Source organism: Acinetobacter sp. IRS14 (assembly GCF_034650275.1).
In the GTDB taxonomy this organism is placed as follows: Bacteria; Pseudomonadota; Gammaproteobacteria; order Pseudomonadales; family Moraxellaceae; genus Acinetobacter; species Acinetobacter oleivorans.
On record NZ_JAOVFN010000013.1, the window covers coordinates 36,346 to 59,203 of the forward strand.

Genomic DNA, 22,858 nt, shown 5'->3' on the forward strand with positions numbered 1-22,858 from the left:
TGGTAGTAAATCAGCAATTTCTTTAGGTAATTATACTTATACTCAAGGTTTAGAGTCAGGTAAGACTTATAGCCGTACTGAAAAGGTTCGCCTGCCTTCTCGTATGGAGGGAGCGTGGCGTTTAGAAGTTATCACTAATGCTGAGCTAGGTAAAAATTCAGCTAGTCAAATTTATGAGTATGCTACCGCCCGTCAAAATAATAGCTTAATTTCAGATGATATTTTACAAATAAACCTAAATCCAAAACCAGATTTACGAGTTACATCGATTGAAGCACCAGATAAAGTTATTGCTGGTGGTAAAGCAAGTGTAAAATTTACAGTAAGTAATATGGGTCCTTTAGTGACGAATACTCAATGGAGTGACTCTGTATACTTATCGCTTGATGGGAATCTCAGTTCAGATGATATTTTAGTAGGTCGTTATAGCAGTGGAGCAGCTTTAGCACCTACGCAGAGTTATACAACTATCACTGATGAATTTACTGTACCTTTACGTTATAGAGGGGATGTTTACATTATTGTGGTAGCCGATTCTGGTAATGCTTTAGATGAATATCCAAATGAAAACAATAATATTCGAGTAGAAAAGCTTTATATTGAACCTATACCTTTTGCTGATTTGGTGACAAGTGATGTAGTTGCGCCAGATCAAGCAAGTCATGGTAGCAAAATCACAGTTGACTACAAGGTGACAAATAAGGGATCGGCAAAAACTCAAGGCGATCAAAGTAATATTAATAGTTGGGTAGATAGTGTTTGGTTAACTGTAGATAAACATCAACCTAATCCATCAAAAGGTGATATTAAGTTAGGAGATATCCGTCATACAGGACATCTTGAGGTTGGTGAAGATTATCTAGGGCAAGTCACAGTAACCATACCTGAGGGAACATATTCAGGTAAGTACTATATTACTGTCTGGAGCGATACTTACGATGCAATTTTAGAAGATACGCTTGCGACAAATATCAATTTGGATGATCCAACTCAGGTAAATAACAATAACTTCAAAGCTAGAGCTATTGATATTTTAGGTTTTGCACCTCCAGATCTGTCTGTAATTGATATTCAGGCACCTCGAGAGGCAGTTGCTGCAGGCAGTTATCAATTTAGTTATACGGTTCAGAATCTAGCCGATGAGTTTGAAGGTTCATGGACTGATGAAGTTTGGTTAGCTGACCAAGCTGACTTATCTAAAGCAACCATAAAATGGAAGTTAGGTGAGTTTTCTCAAAAGAGAAAATTAGGTTACAAGGAAACTTACACTGTTGAGCAGACGATTCCTTTATTGGCGCCATCGGTGACTGGTCTTCAGTTAGTTGTACAAACCAATGTAACTGATTTAAAAGACTCGAATGGCAAATCAAAAATAGAAAAGAACAAACAGAATAATACGTTTGCTGTTGCTTCTCAGGTAACAGCATCAGCTTCAGATTTGGCTGTTACTCAAGTTGTGGTCGATCAACAAGTATTTTCAGGCGAAGCTGTTAATGTTACTTGGACTGTAGAAAATAAGGGCGCAGATGTTTGGGCAGGTACAAGGTCTTGGAATGATTATATTGTTATCAGTGCATATCCGGAATATATGCCGGAGTATTCAAAGCTAATAGGTGCTGTGCAGCATTCTAATGCACAAGGTTTGAAGACTGGAGAGCGTTATACTGCAACTGGCCAATTTAAGCTACCGGTCGGCTACGATGGACAATATTATATTTTTGTAGTGAGTGACGCTAAATTAGATTTGGATGCTAAACCTTATTTTGAAAGAGATGCTCTAAATGGTTTTCATAATGATGCTATTTTAGAGTTTTATCAAGGAACTGTATTTGAGAAGAATAGTATTCAGAATAACCTTTCTGCAACTTCATTAAATATTATTTACCGTGAGCCCGATCTGGTTATTAAAGATATTCAGATTTCTAATCCGAATCCAAATGCTGGGGATACTGTTACAGTCAGTTGGACAGTTAAAAATGAAGGTAGTCGAGATACACGTGTATCGTCTTGGTTTGATGGTATTTATCTATCAAATGATAAAACTATTGATAGATCAGATTATCCATTATTTGATCGGGGTAATGAATTTGAAGTTAACCTAAAAGTTAAGCAAACACTTATTCGAAATGCGGAAGGTAAAGTAGATGTTCTGAAAATTGGTGAGAGCTATACTCAAACGGCTACCTTTACTATACCATCGGCAATCGGTGGAGACTTTAATATTATTGTCAAAGCAGATACTAACTATGTTCGTGGAAAAGAGGTATCTTCAAGTATTCGAAAATCTTTAGATACACTTGATAAGATATTTAATTATGATCAAGGTGCTGTTTTAGAGTTTAAAGACGAAGCGAATAATGAAAAATCAATTGTTTTAACAATTAATTATGTTAGTCCACCTGATTTACAAGTTGTAAAAGTTACTAGCCCAACCAGTGTCATTTCAGGGCAAAAAATTGATATTACATATAAAGTCAAAAATCTTGGAGGACAAACACCTTCGGATCAAGGTGCTTGGACTGATCTTATTTATTTATCTACTGACCGAGTGCTAGATTTAAACAAAGATAAACTTTTAGGTTTCGTTGATCATAGTGGTGGATTGGCTACAAATGCCGAATATTCAGCCTCTATTCAAGCGCAAATTCCTACAGAACTCAAAGGGACATATTATGTCTTTGTAGTAACAGATCCAGCCTATTATAGAGATGGTGCAACAGGTAAGGTTTTAGAGTTTGAAAATGATTTAAATAATACGCTTACATCTGAACAACCATTATTAATTATTCAACCTGATCCAGTTGATTTACAGGTCACTGATGTTTTATTGCCTAAACAAGTAAAAACAGGTGAAAAAGTTCGTATTGAATACACTGTAAAAAATGTAGCTGATTACCAAGCTCATGGTCAGTGGTCAGATGCGGTATATCTGTCTAGAAATAATAGCTGGGATAACCAGGATATTTTGTTGGGAAGATTTACACGTCAAGGTGGTTTAGATGCTCATCAACAATATACTGGATTTGTTGATGCACTTTTACCAATGATTCAGGATGGGCAATGGTACATTGTTGTTCGCTCAGATATTTATAACGAAGTATATGAAGGCGATATTGTTTATACCGAAACCGGTTTGAACATTGCTCCTGCTGAAGCGAATAACGAAACAGCTTCAGCCACTACTTTTAGCGTAACGGTTCCTAACTTATTGTTGAATACCAGCACTGACTTGCAATTAAGTAGTGGCGATAAATACCTTTATAAACTTCAGGTTGGAGAGGGTGAAACGCTTCGTGTTCGTCTAGACTCTAGTGCATTGAAAGGCTCTACGGAACTGTATATCCGTTACAAAGCCGTACCTAGTGCAGGGCAATATGATTATGCTTATAGCGTGCCTAACTCTTCTGATCAGGAATTGATGATTCCAACTACACAGGCGGGGACTTATTATATTCTTGTAAAAGCGAGCAATTCTCCTAAAGGCACTGCTGCAACAATTCTTGCGGAAACTTTACCACTCTCTATTACTAAAGTGACGCCAGATCAGGGTGGTACAGGTACAGATGACTATCGTTGGGTAACCATGGATATTTATGGTGCTCAATTTGCAGCTGGCGCTTTAGTCAAGCTAAGCCGTCCTGGCGTTTACGAAGTTGAACCAGAACGTTGGCAAGTTTTAGATGCTACACATATTCGTGCAATATTTGATTTGCGCCAAGTACCACATGGTCTCTATGACATTATAGTGACTAATCCAAATGGTGACCGAGTTGTTGAGCCATATCACTATTTAGTTGAACGTGCGATTGAACCAGATGTCACTATTGGTTTAGGTGGCTTAAGCCAAATCGCCCCAGGTGAAACAGGTATTTATAGCGTTTCACTTCAAAGTTTAACCAATGTTGATACACCATATGTCCGTCTAGATATTGGTGCTGTGGAGATGGGTTATAACGAATCACTCATTGAAGGGCTAAATCTACCTTTCTTAATTTTTGGTTCAAATGTAGGGGGACAGCCGTCAGGTATAGTCGTTGGTGATCAGGCAAATACTCAGCAATACGGTGTTACTCCAACAGATAAAAGTAAAATTAATCAAATTCCTTGGGCAAGCCTAGATGGAACATTAAATACTTCTGGAATTAACTTAGCACCTGGCTATGCTTTTGATGTTAATGCTGCTGGATATACTGGATTTACCTTTAATATTAAAACTTATCCAGGTTTAGCCGAATGGATGAAAATGGATTTTGAAGGGTTACGTGAGCAACTCTATATCATACATCCAGAGTGGAAATTACAAGGTCTATTAGATCGAGGAGTTTCAGATCTAGATAATATTCAACGTGGACTTACAGCACGCTTCTTAGATCCAAAGGAACGCTTAACTAAAAAAGAAACTTTAGCATTAGATTTCCGCTTCAATATTGCTGCAGCGGCAACTCCGATTACCCGCAATGAATTTATTCAAGATCAAATCAAACATGCGTTGAAAATGCGTGATGCAATTTTGAAAGATACTTCTGCTAGTACAAGTCTGAAAGTATTAGCAGCAGATGAAGCTCAATGGACACAGGGTTGGTTAGCTGCTTTAGAGGATGCAGGATTATTACGACCTGAAAATCAGGCACCAGCTGTTAAAGAAAGTATTCAAGTCCTTAGTCTTACTGCAAATTTAGCAACAGGCATTTTATTATCTAAAGCTGGTGAAAATTTCCAAACGAAAGCAAGCGTATTGGCTTTCTTTGAACAAATGCAAAAGTGGTATGGTGATACTTCTAAACGAACAGGTGATCCAGAAGCTTCGAAAGCTCAAATTGAATATACCGAATATCGTATAGATGATGAAGGAAATGTTGTATTAAGCCCAGTTCCTAAAAATATTACTCAAGAAGATCTTATTTTAAATAATGAGAGCAATAAACATTTTATCAATTTTAATATTTTTGCTGGGGATAGGTCTCAATTAGAGTATTTACGTCATTTAGGCTTATTGGATAGTGAGTTTCGCCCAATAGGCGCCCAAGCACTTGCTTTGAGTCAGTATCTTCAGCAAATGGCTTCTGTAAATACAGATATAGTACATGTACAAGGTCCATCAGTAATGCCACATACTGATGGTAAGAGCTATGTCCCGAGCGAGACGGCGTTACCATTTAAACTGAATTTCCAAAATACTACAGAGCAGTCACTTCATGAAATCCGTTTAGTTACAGCAATTGATGAGCGGCTAGATCCATATAGCCTACGTTTAACGGATATGAAAATTGGTGATATTAATATTCATGTTCCAGAAAACCGTAGTAGTTTTAGCAGCGACTTTGATTTTACAGGTAGTTTGGGCTTTATTTTACGAGTCAGTGCAGGTGTTGATACTGCAAGCCATATTGTTACATGGTTGATTCAAGCGATTGATCCAAATACAGGTGAAGTCTCAACTCAAAATTTACATCGTTTATTAAAATTGAGTGAAAATAACAAAGGTTTTGTTGGTTATACCATTCAAGCAGCGGAGACAGCAAAATCTAATGAAGAAATTATCACGCAAGTTCGTATATATCTAAATAATACACCACCTGTTGATAGCCAAAGTTCAACGTATATTTTAGATAATCAACGTCCTGTTTCTACAGTACAGGTTGTATCTGAGCAAAGTACCGTTGAAAATCAAGTACATTACAAAGTCAAATGGTCTGCACAAGATGATGTAAGCGGCATTAAACATGTCACCTTGTATGTTGCAGAAAATGGCAGGGACTTTAAAATTTGGCAGAAGCAACTGACACAAGCCAATGGTGAGCTACTATTTGTAGGGCAAACAGGTACCCAATACGAATTTTTAGCAGTTGCTACAGATGTGGCTGGTAATCAGGAAATTGCTAAAGTATCTAATGCAGTAATTCCAGATGATGGTTCACGTCAACAACTACTAACTCAAATTGGTAGTAATGAGGCATTACAACAAACTGCTCAAATCCCTCAAGCAACGCAAGATCGTAGTTATTTAAATAACACTATTTTTGCAGAGGCTCAAAAAGGTTTAGTGGGCCAAACTGATAAAAATCAAAACACCGATTTAAATACAGTTTTATCTCCATTTACTTTAAATGCATTTGCTAGTGGTTTTAATGCTAGCCAAGGTGAAGTAGGCGCACTCGCCATGGTTGAGTTGCCTGACCATCGTATTTTAGTCAGTGCTGGGCAATATCGTAATCAGCTGTTTATTTATGGGGAGCATGGAGGAACCCAACAAAAACCTCTCTATACTTTTGAACAGCCGATTATGGATATGGCCTTAGATTCTAAGGGCCAACTATGGGTATTAACTGGTCAAGAGTTGTGGTTATTGGATTATTCAACTGGTCAGATTATTGAACGTATTAAAGGTCCTGCTAATGAACCTTTAACACATGCGTTAACAATTGAGCCTGAAACTGATCGTATTTATGTTTCGTCAGGAAATGGTATTGAGATTTTTGACGCTAATGCGCCAAAAGGACAGCAATGGACGCACTTCTCTAATGCATTAGTCTCAGATCTAAGTTTTGCACCAGATGGACGTTTATGGGCTGTACGTTGGACGAGTGCCAATGTTCTGTCTCATTTAGCTAAAACCGATATTATTAGTTTGCCATTAACTGGGAAAACGAAAGGTCGTGCTGAAGTTGAATATACGTTAAATGGATTAATTGATAGCTTAGTCTTTGGTCAAAAGGGCACTGCATTTGAAGGTTTGTTATTTGCTTCTGCAAATAATAGCCAACAATTAAGCAATAGTAGTAAGTCGTTGCCAAAACTGGATAATGCCGCCGTTTGGATGATTAGCTTGGCAAAACGTCAAGCGGTTCAATTGGCTCAAGGTGGTTCTCGTGGTGAATCAATTCTGATTACTCATGACCAACGTATTTTAGTTGCTCAAACCAATCGCATTGATGAAATTGCCTTACTTAAAGCACCAACCATTACTGCAAGTTCAATTCAGGATGGGGCATATATTCCACTACCACTCGCTAATGCAACTATTACTTTCGATCAAGCAATGTGGTTAGGAAATAATGGAAATGATAGTACGGATATTGCGAGTGTTTTAAATCCAACAAATTACAGATTTGTTGGGATGGGCAAAAATGTTAATCAAGTCTTGTCTCCTGAGTCTGTGCGATGGGATAACGCAACCAATAGTGTCATTTTAACTTTGCCAAATATTGCAGCTGGACAATGGCGTCTTGAAGTGTCATCCAATGTGCAAAGTGCAAAACAAACTCGCCTAGAGGGAGTGTACACCGCAGCTTTCACTACCGTGACCGATTACAGTGCTTTCGTTAGCATTGAGTTTGATAAAACTCGTGCAGACCGCTTAAATGGTACAGTGAGTTATGATGTAAAAATCACTAATATCGGTCAGGATAATATTCAAGGTCCATTGCTGTTATTACTCGATCCAGGGCATTATTTTAATGGTGGGGTTGTTTCGGCAACGCAAGGGCAAGGCATCCAAAATGAATTATGGTTACTCGACGTCAGCAGCTATTTACAGGCTCATGGTGGATCTCTAAAAGTTGGAGAGAAACTCACAGGCATTACTGTATCTGTAGTTAAACCTGAAGATTTAGCATTATCTAATAATGCAGCTCGCTTATTAAAATTTGATCTGACACACCAAATTTATGCACTTCCTTATGACAATCAGCCACCTGTAATTAGTTATGATGAAACTAAACTCAAGGCCAAAGTAAATGAGAGCTGGAATTTAGATTTAACAGCCATTGATCAGGATGGTAAACAGTTCTACTGGAGTATCGTAGAAGCACCTAAAGGTGTCAGTATCGATGCTGGGACTACAGGGCAAGCTTCTGATCAAGGTTATCAATCACATGCGCACTTGCATTGGACACCAACGGCTCAAGATCGCGTAGATAGCGAAATTCTGGTCAAAGTCGTTGATAGTCGCGGAGGTTTTGCACTTAAACGACTTAAAATTCAAGTTGATGGCGCGAATCATGTGCCAGTTATTACTACCATACGAGATATTGACTTAACTGAAGGACAAAGTCTCAGTCAACAGTTATTGGCTGCAGATGAAGATGGTGATCGTATCAGTATGGTGGTACGTAATTTACCTGCTGGAGCTGAGTTTGATGTGACTACAGGTATGTTGACTTGGACACCTGCTTATGATCAGGCCGGTAAATATGAAAATATCGAGTTAGTTGTATCTGATGGAAAACACGAAAGCCGTTATCAGTTTAATATTACGGTAAAACAAGGTTATGAAAAACCTGTGTTATTGCCAGTGGCAGCACAGCAATTGCGTGAAGGTGAGCGTTTTAATTTGCAGTTAGCAGGAAGCTTACCACATGGACTAATGCAGTATGCTGGTCAGGATATTAAACTGAACTATAGCGCTGAGTGGTTACCAAATGGTGCGGTCTTAAATAAAGATACCGGTTGGTTGGAATGGACTCCGGGTTATGCACAGGCGGGTAGTTATGATATCCCAATTCGCTTAGTGGCAACATATACCCCAACTAATGGCGGTATTCCTGTTCGCACAGTTGCAACGCAAACACTATCTTTGGTAGTCGACAATGTTAATGCTACGCCTCAATTTGAATCTAATCCAACATGGACTGTGCTCGAAGGTGCAAGTGTTCGTTTAAATATATTTGCTTTTGATCCAGATAATCCAGGATTTGAACCTGCTTTTAAATCGCATCCGCAAAGTAAAGCAGTTCAAATGTCTGATGTTCCAGCTTCTGTAAGTTATGAGGTAACAGGTTTACCAGAAGGGGCGACATTTGACCCTGAAACACTAGAAATTGAGTGGAATCCAAATTACCAGCAATCAGGCATTTACAAGATTAAAGTAGTCGCAACTGATGATGGTAACGGTACTGGTCAACCACTTTCTACAGAACGTACTTTTACGATTAACGTACTTAATGCGAACCGTACACCTGAAATTGGTGATGTTCAAAGTGTGATTGTTGATAAGGGGGCTGTGATTGAAATTCCAATTACAGCAACAGATAAAGATGGTAATCCGATTGAATTACAAATTGAAGGCTTACCAAACTTTGCTACATATACTCAAAGCCAGTCGGGTAGTAATGTTAAGGGAGTAATCCGTTTTGCTCCGCAAGCAAGTCACCGAGGTGATTACACGATTACCGTGACAGCAAGAGATAATGGTGATGGTGATATTAATCAAGTACAGGTAGAGCGTAAGAGTTTTATCGTTACAGTTAGAAGCTATAGTGAAGCACCTAACCTCAGTGTGCCTACACGAAACGTCGCCGTAGTTGGGCAACAAATACGTGTACCAATTACTGTAGCCGATTTAGATCAGGACACGTTAAATTATATCGTGCAGGGTTTACCTGCGGGTGCACAACTTGTTCAAAGTGCGAAATATGGTTATGCAGAAATTGTTTGGACACCAACGGCAAATCAAGTAGGTCAATACGATTTAAGTGTTCAGGTATCAGATCAGGGCTTACCGCCAAAAGATTTAGGTTATCCAGTTCCAGAAGGTTTTGTCGCTGTACCAAATGTAGTTGCACAAGATATTCGCATAGTGGTACGTGCAACCAATCTTGCACCAGAATTACTCGATGTGCAGGTACAACAAGGTGGAAGTGTTGTACAACAAGCAGATCAAGTTATTCTTCAAGCACAAGAAGGACAGCCGCTTACATGGACTATGACGGTTAAGGATGCTGATCTAGATCAACTCTACTGGTCCTTTAGTGCTTTACCAAAAGGTGTCAATATCACCACTCAAGCATTAGGCAATGGACAAAGCCAGCTTGTATTGAAGTGGTTGCCATCTATGTTTGCTGCACAAAGCAGCTTGGGAAGCAGTCAGTTAGGTAACTACAACTTTACCGTAACTGTAACCGATGGTAGTGCCAAACTTAATCGCAATATCCAAATACAGGTTGCAAATGTTAATCAACAACCTGTATTTACAAGCCTGCCATTACAACTGGTTTATGAAGGTGAAACTCTTTCATTTAATTTATTGGCCCAAGATGGTGACAATGATGCTCTGCGCTACCAATTAGTACATGATGCTAATACGCCAGCAGATATCTATGTTGATGCAACGACAGGCTACGTTGAGTGGACGCCAGCGAATAATATTGTCGATAACCAGTTTGGTGATCAGAAGGCCTTTGACTTGACCTTTATGGTGACTGATGGACAAACATCAGTTCTCAAAACTGTACAGGTTCGTGTTCTTGATGTGAATAAGACACCAAAAATTCAAAGTAGTAACCGTACTTTAGTGGTAGGCCAACAGTTCCAACTTGACGTTGTGAAGTCGGCTCAAAATAGCTTAAACAATAATAGAAATATTTATGTATCTGATATTGATGGGCAAACGCAGACTCAAGGTTTGATTGTAAGCTTTGACCAATTGCCACAAGGCGCAAGCTACGATGCTGTTACAGGACGCCTATCATGGACACCAAATGCAGGACAAATTGGGAAGTTTGTCACATATGTTAGGGTTTCAGATGGCTATGATACAGTTCGTCAAGCTATTACCTTTAATGTAGTTGCAGACCGTAATGCTTATGAACCTGCTTTACATATTGAAACTACGCCAGCAATTCCAGTGGTTGCGGGACAAATTGTAACAGCGACGGTACGAGCAGATAGCTTTAGTATTATTGCTAATACTATGGTTGAAGTTCGAGGCAGCGCGTTAGGAACTGATCAATGGCAAGTTGCAAGTTTGGATTCTACTGGGCGAATTAAACTGACTGGGCAACAGCCAGGACTTATAGAAATTCGTGCAACTGCTATAGATATTGATGGTTTTAGTCAGCAACAAGTTCAAACAATTCGTGTTAAAGATCCGCAAGATAATTTGGCACCAGTTTTAGCATGGCAAGGACAACTTAAAGGTGCAGCAATTACGACGGCACCTATTGTGGTACAAAACATTACTGACCTGACTGCATCAATTAAAGAGCAGCAGCTTATGGGCTATAAATTAGAAATTGCCCATAATACGACAGGACTATTGCAATGGCATACATTGCAAGATGTGTCGTTGAAAGCAAGTTATAGCAATCAAACGCTAGATATTTTTACAATTGATCCAGCATTGTTTGTAAATGGGGCATATCAATTACGTTTAACTGCTTGGGATTTAGTTGGTCGAGTTGAAGAACTATATGCCAATATTGAGATCAATAGCAGTACAAAACAACTGAACCAAGCAACACATGTAGATGCTAGCTTACAAATTGGTTCGCAAACAATTGATGTGGTTCGCTCAATTACGACAGATAGCCATGGCGATTTCGCCAACTGGACAACTGGACTATTTGATACCCAACTGACTCATAACCAACGTTTAAATAACAGTATTGGTACTGTTGCTGCTTGGCAAACTGGAGCAAAAGTCTGGTTGCAAATCCCACAAGGTTTAGCAGGTGTAGCTGCAATACAAACTCAATATTTGAATTTTACGCTGAATTTGCAGACGCAAAATGTGACTAGCGAAAATACGGGTATTCATCAATTCACACCACAGTTTAGTAATGCTCAAGGTTGGAGTTTAACTGCACATAGCTCGGCCGATCTTCATATCGATAACTTGATTCAACAAGGTCAGAGTTTATATAACGAAAGTACAGGTCTGGCTTGGGTTCCGAGTTATTTCAATCTGACTGCACCAGATGGTACACGTTATTTACTAGACCAAGCAGGCAAAGTGCTTTCTATCCACTTTAATACAGGCGAGCAATGGCTTGTTAGTCAAAATAATATTGTGTTGGTAAATGGAAAAACCTCTCAAAGTATTGAGTTTAAACGTGATAGCCAAGACCGTATTAGTCAGATTCTTGGGCAAGGTAGTCAAGGTGAACCGATCAGCTTGTTGTATAAATACAATAGTGCCAACCAACTTGAGTTAGTGCGGAACCTAATCACTGGAGAAGTAGTTCAACGCTATAGTTACACTTCAACAGGAGAAGTCCATCTAGAAAAAGCGATAGCTTATTTAGGTGCAAGTGTTGATTGGTTGAATCAAAATCATTCTGCATCACAATGGCAAGGCGATCTAAATAATCAAACTCAATATTTTGATTTTGCTATTCGTGAATCAGAACTGGCATCAACCATTAAAGCGATGGGTGCAACAGGAGCTGTTTTAGTTGCAATTGAAACTCAAGGTAATGTTCAAAATATTAATGTTGCCGATGCAACTATTGTGTCACAACAACGACATGGTGAGCATACAGTTACCTTAGTACGTATTACGTCAGCAGGCTTTAAGCAATTAGCTATAAGTGGAGTTGGTGCAGTCGCCGTCCGACTGTCTATTGTTGGGGATCTTAACCATGATGGTAATGTTGATGGTTTAGATAGTGCCTTGTTGCAACAAGCACAAGAAGGACAAAATCAGTTTGACCTAAATGGTGATGGTCTTATTAATAATACTGATCTGCAAATCTTGTATGCAAACTATGGTTGGAAATCAAATAAGGCACCTGTCAACGTTGTAGCACAAGGGACACAAGCTTTAAAAACACATCGTGATTTATCTGTAACTGGTCAATTAGACCAGATCGCAGTTGATCGCGAAGGTGATGCAGTTTATTGGAATATCTTAAGCAGTACTCATGGTGTTGCTCAGCTTTCATCTAATGGTAAAAATTTAAGTTTTAAACCTGAAGTAGGTTTCTCAGGTTACGCAACGGTAACTTTGCAAGCCGATGATGGATATAGCAAAGGACAGCCAATTGAACTGAAAATATATGTCAGTGATGCAAAACTTGTCTTAATTCATATTGAGCGTTTAGCTGCTGTCGCTTTGGGCAATAGTGCAGGCTTGCATGTAACAGGTGATTTTGCAGATGAAGATGACGTTACTTTAACTGCTGATTATTTACAGTTTGTAAGTGATAACCCTGATGTGCTTACGATAGATGCTAAAGGTAATATCACAACGAAAAAGTCGGGTATTGCTACAGTCCATGTGTCTGCTAGAGGTATTGAGGGGGTGAATGTCATCTCTGTTGATCACAGTATTTATACTCCTTATGCTGACCAAGATGGTTTTGAAGTAGATGTTTATCCAAGAGCAGTAAATTTACCTCTTTCTGCTACAAGACAGCTCAAAGTTCATGATGCTGATGGTAATTATATTTCTCAAGCAACTACAGGGATTAAATACTATATTAGCGATAGTAATATTGCAGATATTACAGCAGACGGTTTAGTGATTCCTAAAGTACTTGGAAAAGCAAAAATCACGATTATTTATCAAAACATGCAGACAGAAATTGTACTTAATGTTCAGCAAGAACTCTTGGGTACAATTAAAGTATCAAATAAAGAGGGAGGAATTACATCTGATTCTTCGGGGAATATTCTTATGGTTGCCTCAGGCTCCTTACCTGATGGTACAGCCGTATCAATCGAAAAAGTTGCTTTAGATAGCGTTGGTATTCCATTGCCAGCCAAAGAATATTTAGCTGGTTTAGGTGCCTTCGCAATTGATTTATCTGGTGAAACCGCAACTAAACCATTACAGCTCGGAATCAAAGTTGGTGATTCTTATATTGATCCTCAAACAGGAAATACAGAACAGCTGAATGAAGGAACAGAGGTATTGTTTTGGAGGAAAGGTATATTTACTGATGCCAATGGCGTTGAACGTGAAACATGGTGGTTACTGGATAATGGATTTGTTGATGCGAATGGGATGGCAAGAACAGCAAGTCCACCATTTGGAGGAGTGACAGTTTCAGGAACAGTGGTTATTACAACACGGATAAAAAATGTGGATAAAAAGACTGGAGCAATGACAATTGTTCAGTCATCTACTGATTATTCCTTCATATATAGTATGGCAGCTAATGCTGTGATGAGCGTTGGTCGTGGTGGTTTGATAGGTTTAGCGATAGACTCGGCTTTCACACTTTATGACAGTTTCTCTGTCGTGACTTATACGCTTGCAGGTAGCTATAGCAAAGAAGTGCCAGTAAATAAAGATGATGGTGGAATAACCATTAATAAAATTGAAGTTCCAAAAAATAATAATGTAGAGGAACCAAGTATTTCTGGATATTCATTTAATGCAAATACAAATGAGTTAACTGTTGATGTACAAAATGTATCTAATGCATTTGATCTAAATATATGGCTGGTCCCACAAGGTGATCAACTTGACCATCCACGTGATAAAGCAGAACATGGGCTCATATGGAAGTCTTATAAAGCTAATTGGAAAAGTGGAAATACGTATTCAATTGTAATAGATGATGGTATTGCTCTAGGTTTACATAATATTTACCTCGAGAAGAAATTATATACTTACACAGATAATGGTATTCGAATAGCGAGTGATTATTCTGAGTACTCAGATTTTGTAAGTTTAAAAGTTCAAGCACCAAAAGTTTCAATAGCATTGAGTAATAAAGAAATTATTATTACAGAGCAAGGTAAGCAAACTTCAGATTTTGGAGTTAAGCGTACTGTTAATGCTGATGAAAAAGGTAATGGATTATTCTTATATTTGCCATCAAATAAAACTGATCCAATTACATACAATGAACAAGGAACCTTAGCATTTATTGCGGGGAGAAACACAATTTATGTGTTAGATATGATCTCTTATAAGATCATAGACTCAATAGAGGTTAAAAGTTCTGGTGATCATATTTCGGCACTTTTATATAATGATGGATGGTTATATGTAAGTAGTTTTGGTCCGTCATCTCTTGTTCGCATTAATGTTGATGAGTTATCGTCAGAGTTCCTTAAAGTGCAGCAAACTCTAGATATTAAAACTTCTAATGCAGTAGGTTTTGGTGATATGGCTATAAGCCAAGGACGATATTTAGCTGTTATTGCATCAGTTTCAGAGTATAGACTTTTGGGTGGTATAGGTGGCGCTGTATATAAAACAAAAGATCCAGTAGGCAATGTTTATATAATTGACTTAAATAAACTCAACTATCAAGGTGAGTTTATAGAAGAAAATGCAATAGATATTATTAATTCAAATGACTTAGGCATTATAGGACAGTCTCCAGTACGTATTTCCGAAGGGTTATATGCTGGTGAATTTATAATGACGAGTTTAAAAGACGTTAATCGCGGTGTAAGTACAATTAAAGTTGGATTAGATAGTAAAGGTAATTTCACACAAACATCTATTCATAAACAAATAAAATTAAAACCAACCTATAAAATGGCGGATTTTAATCCAAGAGCTAGGACTAATCGTCAGGAAATACAAAATTCTTCTGATGTGGTTTTAGTTAATTACAATAATATGCTTTATGCATTAGTTGCTGATTATAATTTTTGGTTTAATGATCCATCTGTAACAGAAGAAGGCTTATGGGGAGTCAATAAAAGAATAGGTGGGAAAATTGGTATTATCCAAGACCCGTTTGGTTATTATGGCGAACCAATGTTTATTGGTTCAACAATACCTATTATAGGTGCATCTATAGAGACATTGACGATTACTGACAATGGTTTATTACAAGCTAGTGTCTGGATGGATGAAATGGGAGGCCCTGATGATAGCTATTATTCAAGGATGTTTAGAAGTGTTTTTGTCTGGAATGTTCAAGACTTATTAGATTCTGCTGATAGGTTTATTAAAGCTGGGAAGGTGGATACTCAAAAGCCAATTGATGCGGCTTTACCTTCTCGATTTGATGATTTAACAGGAACTAATGTTTTCTATAACTCTGTGAAAACTATTCAAAGTTATTCACATGAGCATAGTTCTATATTTGATTTAGATAGTTATCTACATTCTGAATCAGATAAGGATGATCAACCAACTGCACCTACACCTTCTTCAGAAAAACCTGATTATAGTGGTCTTGACATTAAATCTATGGGTTCAGTAGGAAATTCTCTAGTTAGAGAATATGCAAAAAATCTATATATTTCATCTATGGTTCAAGCTGAGCTTGTAAAGAACTTGTATGGCTCTGCGACTCCAGAATTAGAAAAAGTAGATATTGCTAAGCAGCTATTCTTATCAACATTTGCTGATGCTAAAAGTGCTGAATTTGCTTTAACTACAGCTGATACCGAGTTATTTGGTGTATTCAGCCAGCTTATTAATATGTCAATTCAAGAGATTGAAGTTACGCTCAGACTTTCAATTTTAGGGGAGCATCTATTAAATAAAGATATGAAATGGATGTTGGATCAATTAAATATTGTTTTTCCAACTCCAACAATTTCAATTGAGGCATTAAACGACTCAATTAATTTAGAATCTTTAAATGGTTTATTAAACGGTGAAGATGTAGAAATCCAACTCACTGATAATGCGATGTCATTAAAAGGAGCTGGGCAGGCTTTGGTTGTGATCTTAAGTTTAACTAAAGGTGCTCCACCAAATACTATATATATGGCTTCGAAAGCAGAAACTGTGGTGGCGACTAATGTTGTCAGAAGTTCATTCCGTACCGCTGCTCAAATCGCAAAAGAGGTTAGTCCTCAACTCCTTAAGCAGAGTCTACAGCGATCTAAAAATTTAGCTGCAACAGCTGCATCTGTAGCAAGTAAAAATGTTTCAAGTATCATTAAAGAGCAAAATCAGATTGTAAAAATACAAAAGAGTGTTGCTACTGCTATTAGAGATGCGATTGCAAAGAATGCGAAGACGATTAAACAAGTTGCAGCGACTACAGCAGCTATTGCATCTGTATCTTCAATAATTTCTCAATCAAGTGGTGTGACTAATCCTGGTTCAGGTACTTCAAGTGGTTCGGAGAAAAAAGAGCAAAAGCGTAAAAATACAGATTCATATTTTGTTGGTGGTAATTCCATTCTAACTGACAAGACTTACAATATATTTAAAGATCTGATAGAGAACAGCGATGGCATTAAATATGATTCTGCAACGCAAGCGAGTTTATTGAAGGAGTATTTAGAAGATTTAATCAGCCGCAAAATTTTATTTGCAGGTTGGAGTAATCTCGTTGAAGCGAAAGTTGTAACATTATCGACAACTGGACAAAAAACTAGTGATAGTAAAGGATTTGCTCAAATTGCCATAGAACTATATTTACCTATGAGTCCAACAGGTAGCAAAAATGAAGGTTTAGTGGTAGAGAGTAATGTTGTTACATCATCTAAAGTGCTATGGAAAACGATTCAGATCAATACTAGGAATTTAAGTTACTTATTTGATCATTACATTAGTAAGAAAGATTTAAAGGGAGAAAAATATCAGTACAACTACACCTATGATACGAGTGCTTTAGAAAATAAAAATAAAATTATGGCCGGTTTCACAATTAATGTGAGAGCTGAAAATAACGAAGTTGTATTTGATGCAATGTGGAGAGATACAATTGAAATTGACTTAAATCTTAAGGCTTTAAGAGATAAAAATTTATTTGCTTCTGTAATTCAGCACGAGCTTACGGAAATAAGTCAATTATATATGAAAGCCAGTAAGTTGAAGTCAAATGCTGCTGCATTAAAACTAATATTGACAGACGAACGTTATGATGAGCATGAGACTGCAAAGCGTGCTAGCGATGAACTGCTGGCAGAACAGTTAGCTGTGGAGTTTGATGATGGCACAACATTACATCGCTATTTAAATGATGAAACCTCTCCTCATGGTGAGCCTAAATGGATGGGCAGCCTACATGAGGAAGCTGTACAAAAGCATATACAAGAAACGCATGATCTTTCTAGTGATGAGTATTTTGGACAGGTCAATTACCAGCTATATGTCAAGTCAAAAGATGCAGACGGTAAAGATATTTATGTACCAAAAGTATATAAGTTTATAGATTCGAAAACAGGCGCGTATGAACAATCAGTTCGTGGCTATTTTGATGGACTTTACTTTGATGCTAAAAATATGGCTTTGCAAATTGTTGAAGCAAAGTCTTCATTACAACAATATATGGAAGATATATTTAAAGATGGCATAAATAGTTTAAATGCCCAGCTCTTAGATAATCTGTATGAAGAAATCAAAAATTCAATTGGTTATCAACCAAATCAAAAATATCTTTATCGAGATATTTTAAAACAGGATGATGAAAATGAAGAAATTGTTATTCGAATATTTAATGATGATTTAATTAAAAAATTAAAAACCATTGAAGAAGATAGTGGTATTAATATCCTTGTTGAGGGAGATGATGGAGGCTATTATCTTAAAAAACAAGGTAATATCCAAAAAAATAGTGGTTCTGTTGGTGTAAACCAAAGTCTAGAACTGTATTTACGTTTTTATGAAAAAACTACTTATTCTGATACGGCTGAGCAAAACATTAAAAAAGCGACTCCATATGATAAATATTATATTGTAAATAGTAGTAACTACACTCAATTTGCAGATGGGACAGTGAAGCGAGCTAAAAATCAAGATCAGGCTATGCAGATACTTCTTTCAAGTGTAGTGGAACAACAGTATCAGCTTAATCGTGTGTCAATAGAGCATTTGTTGAAGTCGGCTCAGCAATATTGGATTAATTTAGGTGTAGATGCCGCATTATTTGATCAGGTTAGCCTATCTATTCAAGATATTAATATTAATGGAACAATTGCTTATGTAGAAAACGGTAATCACATTGTTTTATCACCAAATGCAGCAGGTTATGGTTGGTTTATAGACGAATCTCCATTTGAACATACTGAGTTTACAATGAATTCCCCCCAAAATTATGGAGTGGCTTCAAACAGTCAGATATCGACTCAAATTGATTTACTTACGGTACTTATTCATGAGTTGGGTCATACAATTGGTTTGACTGATACATTTATTAGTCAAGATTTAATGGGTGGGTTTATTCAACAAGGTATACGTTTATTACCAACCCAGCAAAACTTACAAGGTTGGCAAGCGCAAAAACCATCAAATACTCAACAAGAAGATAATGGATCAACCCATTATTTTGTAGTGGGTGCATTGAGTATTAACCCTAAAATGGCACCTTTATGGAATAGTCAAAATTTACAGATTCAGCAGATGTTCCAAAATACCAATACTGGATTATCAAGCTGGACAACTTTTGGAGAAATAAAACAAAATCAAGAAGATATTGTTTTAAATGAAACTCAGCAACAACACACCAATCTTTCACAAGCCTTTAAACTTGGTACACAAGATAAGGTATTAACATTCACTGTAAAAGATCAACATTTAACAGACTATAACAATAGTCCAGATGATGCTTTTGAGGTGGCATTGTTAGATGCTCATACTGGCGAAGCATTGTTTAAGGTGAGTGACCTGAACAATACCGATGCCTTGTTTAATCTACAGGCAAATGGTCAAAACTATTTGGCACAAGGAATTGAGAGAGTAATCAATAGTGATGGTAGTCAAACTTTCTTTATTAACTTAGACCAAGCACTAGTGGGTAGAGATGTTTTATTATCCTTTGACTTACTTGGTTTTGGTGCAGCAGATAGTTCTGTCACACTCAACAATATCCGTTTAGTCGCTGAACCATTAGCAGTGAATGATCACTACCAGTTCGATGAAGATACAACTATTACAGGCAATGTATTAAATAATGATTTATTGATTGGTAAGTCAATTGAAAACGTTATGTTAGTGACTGCACCACAACATGGTGAATTGGTATTACTTGCCAATGGTGAGTTCAGTTACGTACCGCACGCGAATTATTTTGGTCAAGACCAGTTTAGCTATTACTTTACGACTGTTGATGGTCAACAATCTAAAGTTGCTACAGTGCAATTAGAGATTAACGCAGTAAATGATGCGCCAGTATTCAATACACAACCGCAATGGGAAATTGTGGCAGGTGAGCGATTAGTATTAGATTTTGATGCTTATGTTCAAGATGCTGAGAACAACCCGATTACTATACAAATTGCCCAGCAGCCACAAAATGGCTTGATCAATTATGATGCAGTAACAGGGCATTATGTTTATTTGGTTGATAAAGCTTTTGTTGGTGATGATACGTTTAGCGTTGTGTTAACGGATGGTGCAGACTCTTCACAACCTTATACTTTTACTATTCATGTATTGGCATCAAATACAGCCCCTGTGTTACATGAACAGATTATAAGTACTGATGAAGATCAAACTTTAGCTTTCGACCCATTAGCAAGTGCTTATGATACAGAGGGCGACCAACTGACTGCCCAATTCAGCGCCTTACCACAACATGGTCGTTTAGAGCAGTTAGCAAATGGCCATTACCAATATGTGCCAGACGCAAATTACTTTGGTTCCGATAGCTTTAGTTACTTTGTGACTGATGGCAAATTAAACTCGCAAGTAGTGAATGTGTCTATTACAGTAAACGCAGTAAATGATGCACCAGTAGCAGTTCCGAAAACTATTTATGGTTCAGAAGATCAAGTTCTGCTACTACACTGGAATGACTTTTTGGTAAGTGATGTCGATGGTGATTCATTAACTATTAAAATTACTGAGTTGCCAGCCAATGGTCAATTACAGCACTTAACTTCAGAAGGTCAATGGGTTGCCGTTCAAGTTAATGATGTATTTACTCAGTCTGAAATAGAGTCAGGAAAATTGAGATTTATACCGGAGCTTAATGTTTCGGGTGGTCAAGGTTCTCTCGCACAAGGTTTGGGTAACAAAAAACAGCACTATGCTCAATTTGTGTATGTCGCATTAGATGGAAAAACACAAAGTCAAAACACTGTAATGACTATTGACATTGAAGCTGTTGCTGATAAACCAGAATTAGTTGTTGGTGAGCCTCAAACAGACCAAGAGGAATTGTTCCGCACCACTTGGGAAGCTGCTCCAAATAAAGATAAAACATCTACACTTTTAGAACGTCGTTATTTGGATGGCTGGCGCTTAATTAAAACTCCTAATCGTTCGCAAACAGGACGTGATGGATTTGAAATATGGAGTAATGGCGATCAAATGCAAAATGCAGCTGATCAGATGATTACTGTATATGCGAATAAGACGGCAGCTGGACAAAACTGGTTAGAACTCAATGACGCTGATGCATTTGTCGCACAAACTTTAGGTATTGAGCGTGAAGTACAAACTGTACTTGGTCAAAAATATACGCTGACTTTTGACTATGCAGGACGTTTAGGTTTCAGCCAAAGCTTTACTCAAATTGGTATTTATGTAGATGGCAAGCGTATTGCAAGTTATGCCAATACGAGTCCAAATGATCAACTGAACTGGCAAAATATTCAGTTTAGCTTTATAGGAACTGGGCAGATACAAAATCTTCAAATTATCATTGAGGCTCCGCTCACTCATGCAAGTGGTCGAGGAGCAATGATTGATAATATTGTTTTATCTAAATCTAAGCTTTTAAACCATGGTAAAGAAGATCAGCCAATTGCGCTCTCAAGTATTCATGCCAAGTTGACAGATAACGATGGTTCCGAACAATTGAAAATTGCGTTAGCAGGCTTACCATTAGGTAGTAAACTTAATGATGGTGTAAATGAGTTCATAGTAACCGAACTGCATACGGTAGTAGATATTACCAATTGGAATCTCGATACCTTGAAATTGACACCTCCAAAAGATTTTAGTGGAGAGTTAAAGTTACAAGTCATTGCAAGTAGTATTGAACAATCAAATTCAAGTATTGCTACATCTACTCAGGAGCTTACTGTATTTGTAGAAGCAGTTGCAGATGCGCCAAATTTAGAAACTCATCAATCGCAGCATGCTCTAACGAGTCGAGAAGTTTTCCATACAGAATGGCGTGGAGTGTATAACTCAATCCTAAATAAGAATCCGACCGTTGTTTATGGTTGGAACTTGGATAGTTGGACAACACACAAAGAGCAATTGTTTAAATTAGATGCCTTTGAGGTGTGGCACTCTGGTGACCAACTCAAAAATACTTCTGGCCAAAACATTCCTTTACAAGGTTTAAACTCAAATGTCTGGATTCGTTTAAATGATGGTAAAGATACGCTATATCAGCAAACTGCTATAGAACGTCAACTAAATACAGTCGCTGGTACAACTTATAGCTTAAGTTTTGATTTAGCTGGTCTGTTGGGGCAAGCAGCAAATATGGGGCGTGTCGGAGTTTATGTTGATGGGCAGCAGATTGCGGTATTTGATGCTGCTAGCGGTCAAAATGTATTAAATTGGCAAGAGCAACATGTGTCTTTTGAGGGGAATGGTTGTAATCGTACAATTCGTTTACAGCTAGAAGGTAATACATTTGGTCGAACTGCTTTTGTAAGCAATATTCGCTTAGTTGAAACTTACACCTCAACTGAAAATTTGGTTTATGCAATGATTGGGCAAACCAGTTATTTACCAATAATTGCTGCACGTAGTAATGACCAAGATGGTTCAGAGCAACTGAAGCTAGAGCTTAGTGGTTTTAACCAAGGTACGGTGCTCACTGATGGAACACATTACGTTACTGTAAGTTCAACTCAACAACTAGTTGATATAACACTATGGGACTGGACTCAAATCCATTTTGCAAGTGACCGTAATCTGGATATGACAATTCAGATTAAGGCCACATCAATTGAGCAAAGTAACCAGCAAAGTGCAAGTACTCTAAAAACAGTCGTAGTGAAAATGATAGGTGGACAAGCATGTGTAAGCCCTTGGCAATTGGTAAATGGTTTTGTTTCTACATGGGTGAACCACGTTGAATCTATTCCATTACAGGTTAAAGCGCATTGGTCATGTCAGATTCCACTGCTTTCAACCCAGTTAGATTTAAATATTCTGCCAAAAAATGAAGACGAAGATCTGATTATACTTGGTCAGGAAGAGCAATCTGACGCATGGTTAAAAGCCTTGGAGCAGACTGCACAACAAAACTGGAAACAATTGTTTTAATTAAAAAAGTAGGGATGATTCATTCATCCCTACTTA

At 37.6% G+C, this 22,858-nt stretch carries 1 protein-coding gene (cut by a window edge); it reads left to right on the top strand.

What is annotated here, in order from left to right; genetic code table 11:
• Positions 1–22,822, top strand: partial view of a CARDB domain-containing protein gene (locus ODQ17_RS12540; protein ID WP_322904011.1) — the 3' portion only. It extends 14,666 nt beyond the left edge of the window; the window shows 22,822 of its 37,488 coding nt (coding positions 14,667–37,488); its start codon lies beyond the left edge, outside the window; the stop codon is at positions 22,820–22,822.
• Positions 22,823–22,858 lie beyond the last annotated feature (36 nt).